Source organism: Planomicrobium sp. MB-3u-38 (genome assembly GCF_002836425.1).
In the GTDB taxonomy this organism is placed as follows: domain Bacteria; phylum Bacillota; class Bacilli; order Bacillales_A; family Planococcaceae; genus Planococcus; species Planococcus okeanokoites.
In genome coordinates this window covers 1-325 of sequence record NZ_PJBO01000030.1, presented here as the reverse complement: position 1 = coordinate 325, position 325 = coordinate 1, and the positions used below count along the sequence as shown (strand labels likewise).

Sequence of the window (325 nt, the reverse complement as noted above, 5' to 3'; positions counted from 1 at the left end):
AGGATATGAGACGCGGACGGGCAGGGGCGATGAATGCAATTCCGACTTCTACTGGAGCAGCAAAAGCTGTCGGAAGAGTCATTCCTGAATTAAACGGAATTATTGACGGAACGGCAGTGAGAGTACCACTTTTAGGTGGGGCAATAGTGGAGTTTTATACAAACTTAGAAAGAAAAGTAACAATTGAAGAAGTGAATGAAGCCATGAAAGAAGCTGCGAGTCCCTCGTTTGAATACTCTGAAAAGCTAATTGTGTCCTCAGACGTTGTTGGAACTTCAGCCGGAGGTATTTTTGATGCCACATTAACTGATATCGTTGAAAATGA

General features: G+C 43.1%; 1 pseudogene. It reads left to right on the top strand.

Annotated elements, in window-relative coordinates:
• Positions 1-29: 29 nt before the first annotated feature.
• Positions 30-325 (top strand): annotated as a pseudogene (locus tag CXF70_RS07420) (type I glyceraldehyde-3-phosphate dehydrogenase); the annotation flags it as partial.